The sequence below is a fragment of the Kineococcus glutinatus genome, assembly GCF_039542765.1.
Lineage (GTDB): Bacteria > Actinomycetota > Actinomycetes > Actinomycetales > Kineococcaceae > Kineococcus_A > Kineococcus_A glutinatus.
The window spans coordinates 1-8435 of sequence record NZ_BAABIL010000540.1; the positions used below are offsets into that span (position 1 = coordinate 1).

6 protein-coding genes are annotated in these 8435 nt (G+C 75.3%); 3 read left to right on the plus strand and 3 right to left on the minus strand.

Going from position 1 to position 8435, the window contains the following annotated elements:
- From ABEB16_RS17815 to ABEB16_RS17825, 3 genes are all read left to right on the plus strand, one after another.
- A partial coding sequence (locus tag ABEB16_RS17815; protein ID WP_345713559.1) for an aconitate hydratase occupies window positions 1-2562 on the plus strand: 2562 nt, incomplete at its 5' end.
- 193 nt (window positions 2563-2755) lie between these two features.
- Complete coding sequence (locus ABEB16_RS17820) at window positions 2756-4963, plus strand: putative bifunctional diguanylate cyclase/phosphodiesterase (RefSeq protein ID WP_345713560.1); 2208 nt, start codon at window positions 2756-2758, stop codon at window positions 4961-4963.
- Window positions 4947-5771, plus strand: a complete 825-nt coding sequence (locus tag ABEB16_RS17825; protein WP_345713561.1) for an HDOD domain-containing protein — start codon at window positions 4947-4949, stop codon at window positions 5769-5771. Before ABEB16_RS17820 ends, ABEB16_RS17825 begins: the two co-directional genes overlap by 17 nt.
- On the opposite strand, the gene ABEB16_RS17830 is transcribed toward ABEB16_RS17825, so the two are convergent.
- The 3 genes from ABEB16_RS17830 to ABEB16_RS17840 all read right to left on the minus strand — a co-directional run.
- Entirely contained in the window at window positions 5764-6495 is a 732-nt protein-coding gene (locus tag ABEB16_RS17830; protein WP_345713562.1) for a FadR/GntR family transcriptional regulator, read from the minus strand. The two genes, ABEB16_RS17825 and ABEB16_RS17830, sit on opposite strands and share 8 nt — an antisense overlap.
- A gap of 14 nt (window positions 6496-6509) precedes the next feature.
- The gene (locus tag ABEB16_RS17835; RefSeq protein ID WP_345713563.1) at window positions 6510-7316 is read right to left on the minus strand and encodes a 3-oxoacyl-ACP reductase; all 807 of its coding nucleotides are present in this window, start codon (window positions 7314-7316) and stop codon (window positions 6510-6512) included.
- 15 nt (window positions 7317-7331) lie between these two features.
- A partial coding sequence (locus tag ABEB16_RS17840; RefSeq protein ID WP_345713564.1) for an aldehyde dehydrogenase family protein occupies window positions 7332-8435 on the minus strand: 1104 nt, incomplete at its 5' end.

The window sequence follows — 8435 nt, forward strand, 5'->3', positions numbered from 1 at the left end:
GAGGCCGTCGCCGACCTCGGGGGCGACCCCACGCGCATCAACCCCCTGGCCCCGGCCGAGCTGGTCATCGACCACTCCGTCATCGCCGACGTCTACGGCAGCCCCGACGCGTTCGAGAAGAACGTCGAGATCGAGTACGGCCGCAACCGCGAGCGCTACCAGTTCCTGCGCTGGGGGCAGACCGCGTTCGACGACTTCAAGGTCGTCCCCCCGGGCACCGGCATCGTCCACCAGGTCAACATCGAGCACCTGGCCCGCGTCGTCTTCGAGCGCGAGGTGGACGGGGAGCGGCTGGCCTACCCCGACACCCTCGTCGGGACCGACTCGCACACCACGATGGTCAACGGCCTCGGCGTGCTCGGCTGGGGCGTCGGCGGCATCGAGGCCGAGGCCGCGATGCTCGGCCAGCCGGTGTCGATGCTCATCCCGCGCGTCGTCGGCTTCAGGCTGTCGGGCTCCATCCCGGCCGGCGCCACCGCGACCGACGTCGTGCTGACGATCACCGAGATGCTGCGCAAGCACGGCGTCGTCGGCAAGTTCGTCGAGTTCTACGGCGAGGGCGTCGGTGCCGTGCCGCTGGCCAACCGCGCCACCATCGGCAACATGAGCCCGGAGTTCGGCTCCACCGCGGCGATCTTCCCGATCGACGACGTGACGCTGGACTACCTGCGCCTCACCGGCCGCTCCGAGCACCAGGTCGCCCTCGTCGAGGCGTACTGCAGGGAGCAGGGCCTCTGGCACGACCCCGCCCGCGAGGCGCAGTACTCCGAGTACCTCGAGCTGGACCTGTCCACCGTCGTGCCCAGCATCGCCGGCCCCAAGCGCCCGCAGGACCGCATCGTCCTCACCGAGGCCAAGGAGGCCTTCCGCGCGGCCCTCGGCGACTACGTGAGCGACCCCGTCCCCGTCGCCGCCGCACCGGTCGCCGCCGCGTCCAGCGCCCACTCCGACGCGATCGACGACGTCGCCGGCGCCTCCCAGGACGAGGCCAGCGCGGAGAGCTTCCCCGCCTCCGACCCGCCCTCGACGTCCGTGAGCGGCGGCGACGACACCCCCGCCGAGCCCGGTCACGCCGCCGGCCGCCCGAGCAGGCGGGTGCCCGTCACCCTCGCCGACGGCACCGAGACCGAGCTGGACCACGGTGCGGTCGCGATCGCCTCGATCACCAGCTGCACGAACACCTCCAACCCGTCGGTCATGATGGCCGCGGCGCTGCTGGCGAAGAAGGCCGTCGAGCGCGGCCTGAGCGTCAAGCCGTGGGTGAAGACCTCGCTCGCCCCCGGTAGCAAGGTCGTCATGGACTACTACGAGAAGGCCGGGCTCGTCCCGTACCTGGAGAAGCTCGGCTTCCACCTCGTGGGCTACGGCTGCGTCACCTGCATCGGCAACTCCGGCCCCCTGCGGGAGGAGTTCTCCGCGGCCGTCCAGGAGAACGACCTCGCCGTCACCGCGGTGCTGTCCGGCAACCGCAACTTCGAGGGCCGGATCAACCCGGACGTGAAGATGAACTACCTCGCCAGCCCGCCGCTGGTCATCGCCTACGCGCTGGCCGGCACGATGGACTGGGACGTCGAGACCGACCCGATCGGCACCGACGCCGACGGGCAGGACGTCTTCCTGCGCGACATCTGGCCCGAGGCGGCCGAGGTGGAGCGGGTCATCGCCGAGTCCATCACGCAGGAGATGTTCACCAAGGACTACGCCGACGTCTTCGCCGGCGACGAGCGCTGGCGCTCGCTGCCCACCCCCGAGGGCAGCACCTTCGAGTGGGACGAGCGGTCCACCTACGTCCGCAAGCCCCCGTACTTCGACGGGATGCCCGCCGAGCCGACGGCCGTGACGGACATCAGCGGCGCCCGGGTGCTCGCCCTGCTGGGGGACTCGGTGACCACCGACCACATCTCCCCGGCCGGCTCCATCAAGGCGGACAGCCCGGCGGGCCGCTACCTCGCCGAGCACGGCGTCGCCCGGCACGACTTCAACAGCTACGGCTCCCGCCGCGGCAACCACGAGATCATGATCCGCGGCACGTTCGCCAACATCCGGCTGAAGAACCTCCTGCTGGACGGCGTCAGCGGCGGGTTCACCCGCGACTTCACCGCGGGCGGGGAGCAGACGACGATCTACGACGCCGCGCAGCGCTACGCCGAGGCCGGCATCCCCCTCGTCGTCCTGGGCGGCAAGGAGTACGGCTCGGGCTCCTCGCGCGACTGGGCGGCCAAGGGCACCGCGCTGCTCGGCGTGCGCGCCGTCATCACCGAGAGCTTCGAACGCATCCACCGCTCCAACCTCATCGGGATGGGCGTGCTGCCGCTGCAGTTCCCGGCGGGGGAGAGCGCGGCCTCCCTGGGCCTGGACGGCACCGAGACCTTCGACATCAGCGGCGTCACGGAGCTCAACTCCGGCAGCACCCCGCGCACGGTGCGCGTGAGCGCCCGCAGGGAGTCCGGCGAGGTCGTCGAGTTCGACGCCGTCGTCCGCATCGACACCCCCGGCGAGGCCGACTACTACCGCAACGGCGGCATCCTGCAGTACGTGCTGCGCTCGCTCGTGCGGTCCTGAGCCCGGCTCCTCCCACCGGCGGGGGGCGCACCGCCACGGCGGTGCGCCCCCCGCCGCGTCCGCCGCACCGCCGGCGCGCGGCCGCCCGTTGGCCCGGGCGGGTCGGCCGGTGTCAAGCCGGGGACGCCGCTGCCGATGAAGACGAGGAGGCGGCGCAGGGGGCGCGCGCCCGCGGCGGGGAGGCGGTGCGGACGTGGACGACGTCGTGGCGTCCGCGCTCGCGCACGTGGCCTGCGCGGTCGAGCGCCCGCTGTTCGTCGTCTCCAGGCGCCTCGGGCCCGGCGGCGGCGGTGCGGCGGTGCTGCGCTGGCTCAACGCCGCCGCCGAGGACCTGCTGGGCCGTGACGCCTCGCAGGTGCTGCACACCCCCCTGGACGAGCTGCTGGTGCCCGTGCAGGGCACCAGCGCCGACCTGCTCGGCCGCGAGCGCGCGGAGCGCTGGGGCGTGCAGGTCCACCGCGCCGACGGCACCAGCTGGCCCGTCGACCTCGTCGCCAGCCCCGCGCCCTCGCCCGGTGCGCTGCACGCCGACGAGCTGTGGTGGGTGCTGCGCGCGGAGGCGACCGCCGGTGGTCTCCAGCGCCCCCGCCACGCCGAGGACCGCTTCGCGGTGCTGGCCCGCCGCTCGCCCGTGCCGACGGTCCTGTCCGACGTCGGCGCCCGCCTGGCCCACGTCAACGACGCCTTCGCGCGCCTGCTGCAGCTGCCCGCGGAGGAGCTGCACGGCACCGCGTGGCTGGAGCGCGTCGCGGCCGAGGACCTGCCCCTCCTGCTCGACCGCGTCGCCACCGCGCTGCAGGGCGGGGAGGGCTGCGTCGACGTCCGCATGCGGCAGGCCAGCGGCCACGTCCGCTGGGTCCGCGTCACGCTCGCGCCCTCGGCCGTGCCGGGGCAGGCGGCGGGGTTCGTGGGCAGCGTCGAGGACATCACCGAGCGCCTGGCGGCCGAGCACCGCCTCGCCTACCAGGCGCGCCACGACCTGCTGACCGGCCTGCCCAACCGCACCGCCGTCGCGGAGGAGGTCGGGCGCGTCCTCGCCGGGCGCACCCAGCGGGCCGCGGGCGCTGTCCGCGGCGACGCCGTGGTCATGCTGCTGGACCTCGACGACTTCAAGGTGGTCAACGACGGCCTCGGCCACGAGAGCGGCGACGCCCTGCTCGTGGAGGTGGGGCACCGCCTGCGGGCCGCCGTCCGCGACGACGACGTGGTGGCGCGCATCGGCGGCGACGAGTTCGTGCTGCTGTGCCACGGCCTGGACGGGCCGGGTGCGGCAGCGGTGGCCGCCCAGCGCGTCCTCGACGCCGTCTCCGCGCCGCTGGACGTGCAGGGCGTGCGCATCCGGCCCACGGCCAGCGTCGGCGTCGTCGTGCTCGACACCGGCCACACCGGCGCCGAGCAGGTGCTGCGCGAGGCGGACATCGCGATGTACGCGGCCAAGGCCGGCGGCAAGGACCGCTGGGCGGTGACCGACGACGGGGCGGTGGCCTCGGCCCGCCGCTCGCTGCGCCTCGTCGCCGACCTGCGCCAGGCGCTGGTGCAGCGCAGCCTCGACGTGGTGTACCAGCCGGTCGTCATGGCCGGGCCCGCCGGGCGGATCGTGTCGCTGGAGGCGTTGTGCCGCTGGCGCCACCCCGAGCTGGGCCCGGTGTCGCCGGGTGTCTTCGTGCCGCTGGCGGAGCAGAACAACCTCGTGCCCGCCCTGGACGCGCACGTCCTGGAGGTGGCCTGCCGCGACCTGGCCGCCTGGCGCGCCCAGCTGGGGGACCTGGCCCCGGCGACCGTGGCCGTGAACCTCTCGGCGGTGTCCCTCACGGCGCCCGGGCTCGCCGGCCGCATCCGCGCGGTGGTCGAGGCGGCGGGGTTGCAGCTGTCCGACCTGTGCCTGGAGATCACCGAGACGGCCGTCCTGACCGACACCGCCGCCTGCCGCGAGGTGCTGGAGGAGCTGCGCCGCGGCGGGGCCAGCGTGGCCGTCGACGACTTCGGCACGGGGTACTCCTCGCTGTCCTACCTGCGGGAGCTGCCGGTGGACCACCTCAAGGTGGACCGCAGCTTCGTCAAGGACCTGTGCTCGGCGGACGCGCGCACGGCGCGGGCCGTCACCTCGGCCGTCGTCGCCCTCGCCCGCGCCCTCGGGCTGGGCACCATCGCCGAGGGCGTGGAGACGGCGGCCCAGGCCGCGGTGGTGGCCGAGCTGGGGTGCGACGCCGCGCAGGGGTTCCTGTACTCCCGCCCGCTCACCGCCGAGCAGGTCCTGGCGCTGCTGGCCTCCGGGGTGCTCCTGGACCCCGGGACCCCGCCGCGGGAGCCCGCACGACCCGCCCCCGCACGACCCGTCCCCGCCCTGTCCGCAGCCGGTTCCCTTCCCACGGAGGTGCTTCCCCGTGCAGCTCACCGCTGAGTCGGCCGCCGAGGCGGCGGAGGTCCTCGGCCGCGTCGCCCGCGCCCTCGACGACCTGCCCGCCCAGCGGCCGGTCGCCGCGCGCGTCGTGTCCGCGGCCGACGACGACCGCAGCTCCGCCAAGTCGCTGGGGCAGGTGGTCTCCTACGACCCCGCGCTGACGGCCAAGCTCATGCGGCTGGCGAACTCGGCCTACTTCGGCCTGCGCGGCCGGGTGTCCAGCACCTCCTTCGCCGTGACCGTCGTGGGTTTCTCCACCGTCCGCAGCCTCGCCGTGACCGCGATGGCGGGTCTGGACGGGGACGTGCAGCTGCCCGAGCTGTTCTGGGAGCGCAGCCTGCTCAGCGCCGTGGCCGCGGGCGAGCTGGCCCCCCGCCTGGGCGTGCAGGTGCCCGACGCGTTCGGCCTGGGCCTGCTGGCGCGGCTGGGCCAGGCCCTGCTGCACCGCTGCGACCCGCGCTACGCCGAGCTGGCGGCCACCGCCGCCGACCGCACCGAGCTCGTCGCGGCGGAGCTCGCCGCCTACGGCGTCACGCACGTGCGGCTGTCGGCCGAGGCGCTGGCCGCGTGGGGTTTCCCCGACGAGATGCCCGACGCGCTGCTGCAGGTGGCCCGCGGCAGCGCGAGCGTGCCGCTGGCGGCCAGCGTCACCGCCGGCCTGGAGATCGCCGAGCGCCTCGTCAACCCCGGCCACCGGCGCACCCCCGTGGAGCGGCTGACGGCGGGACGCTGGCGCGAGGCCGAGGTGGAGCACCTCGGCGCTCTCGTGCAGGCGCAGGCCGAGGACCTGATGCGCGCCCTCAGCTGAGGAAGCCGCGCAGCAGCGCGGCGCTGCCCTCGACGTGCTCGGCGGCGGCGGCGCGGGCGCGCCCGGCGTCGCCGGCCAGCACCGCGGCGACGATGGCGCGGTGCTGGGCGTCGGAGTGCGCCAGGTTCACCGCCAGCAGCGGGATGCGGTCCAGCAGGTCGTCGAGCCGGACCCGGGCGTCGGCGGCGACCGCGACGAGGGACGGCGAGCCGCTGGCCGCCGCGAGCGCCAGGTGCAGCCGGGAGTCGCAGCGGCGGTAGTCGGCCGGGGAGGCGGCCTCCGCCGCGCGCAGCGCGGTGTCGAGGGCGTCGCGCTCGGCGCCGGTGGGACCGCGGCGGGCGGCGAGCTCGGCGGCTCCCACCTCCACCGCCCAGCGCAGCGCGAGCACGTCCTCCACCTCCGCCGCGGTGGGTGCGGGGCAGTTCCCCGCCGGTCGCGGCAGCCGCTCGCGCACGAACGTGGCGCCGGTGCGGCCGCGGCGCACCTCCACCCACCCGGCGGCGTGCAGGGCGGCGAGCGCGTCGCGCAGCGTGGCCCGCGACACCCCCAGCCGCGGCGCCAGCTCGCGCTCGGGGGGCAGCCGGTCGCCGGGGGGCACGAGGCCGAGCCGGATGGTCTGCAGCAGCCGCTCCACGGTCTCCTCGAACGCGTTGCCGACCCGCAGCGGTCGCAGCAGCGCCTCGGCCGCACCGGTGGCCGGCGCCGGCCGCGGTTCGCCGCCCACGTCGGGGACCGGCCTCACAGGGGCGTGACGTAGGCGCTGGAGATGCCGCCGTCGACGAGGAACGTCGAGGCGGTGATGAAGGAGGCGTCGTCGCTGGCCAGGAACGCCACGGCCGCGGCCAGCTCCTCGGGTTCGGCGAACCGGCCGACGGGGACGTGGACGAGGCGGCGGGCGGCGCGCTCGGGGTCGGCGGCGAACAGCTCCCGCAGCAGCGGGGTGTTCACCGGGCCGGGGCACAGGGCGTTGACGCGGATGCCCTCGCGGGCGAACTGCACGCCCAGCTCCCGGCTGAGGGCCAGCACGCCCCCCTTGGAGGCGGTGTAGGAGATCTGCGAGGTGGCCGAGCCGAGGACCGCGACGAAGGAGGCGGTGTTGACGATGGATCCGCGGCCCTGCCGCTGCATGTGGGGGATGGCGGCCTTGCAGCACAGGTAGACGGAGGTGAGGTTCACCTCCTGCACCCGCCGCCACGCCTGGAGGTCGGTGGTGAGGATGGAGTCGTCCTCCGGCGGGGAGATCCCGGCGTTGTTGAACGCCACGTCGACCGACCCGTAGGTGCTCGCGGCGGTGGCGAACAGCGCATCGACCTGCTCGGGGTCGGTGACGTCGGTGCGCACGAACAGCCCGTCGACCTCCAGCGCGGCCGCGCGGCCGGCCTCGGCGTCCACGTCGGCGACGACGACCCGCGCCCCCTCCGAGGCCAGCCGCCGCGCGGTGGCCAGCCCGATCCCGCTGCCGCCGCCGGTGACGACCGCCACCCGGCCGGGGAGGCGGCGGCACACCGGCCGCTCGTCGGGGCTCTGGGTGTTCTGCGCGGTCACGTCGGGTCCTCCGGTTCAGGTGGTGGAGATGAACACGTTCTTGACGTCGGTGAAGGCGTCGAGGGCCCGGGGGCCGAGCTCGCGGCCGAGGCCGGACTCCTTCACCCCGCCGAACGGGGTGCAGTAGCGGACGGAGGAGTGGGAGTTCACCGACAGGTTCCCGGCCTCCACCGCGCGGGCCACCCGCAGCGCCCGCCCGAGGTTCTCCGTCCAGATCGACCCGGACAGCCCGTAGCGGCTGGCGTTGGCGATCCGCACGGCGTCGGCCTCGTCGTCGAACGCGGTGACGGTGACGACCGGCCCGAACACCTCCTCGGTGGCCACCGGCACCGAGGGGTCGGGGGCCAGCACCACGGTGGGGGCGAACCAGAAACCGCCCCCGTCCGGGGCGCTGCCGGTGAACGCCACCTCCGCGCCCCCGAGCGGGCCCGGCTCCAGGTAGGAGGCGACCCGCGCGCGGTGCGCGGCGGAGATGAGCGGTCCCATCGTCGTGCCCGCGGCGCGGGGGTCGCCCACCCGCACCGCCCGCACCGCCGGCTCCAGCAGCTCCAGGAACCGGTCGTGGACGCTGCGCTGCACCAGGATCCGCGACCGCGCGCAGCAGTCCTGCCCGGCGTTGTCGAACACCCCGTCCGGTGCGCTGGCCGCGGCGCGCTCCAGGTCGGCGTCGGCGAACACCACGTTGGCGCTCTTGCCCCCCAGCTCCAGGGTGACGCGCTTGACGTGCCGGGCGGCGCCGGCCATGACCTGCCGCCCGACGGCGGTGGAGCCGGTGAAGACGATCTTGCGGACGTCGGGGTGCTCGACGAGGCGGGCGCCGACGACGTCGCCCCGGCCGGGCAGCACCTGGAGCACGCCCTCGGGCAGCCCCGCCTCCAGGGCCAGCTCCGCCAGCCGCAGCGCGGTCAGCGGCGTCTGCTCCGCCGGTTTCAGCACGACGGTGTTCCCCGCGGCCAGCGCGGGCGCCAGGCTCCAGCCCGCGATGGGCATCGGGAAGTTCCACGGCACGATGACGCCCACGACGCCGAGCGGCTCGTGGAAGGTGACGTCGAGGCCGCCGGCGACCGGGATCTGGTCCCCGAGGTGGCGTTCCACGGCGCCGGCGAAGTACTCCAGCAC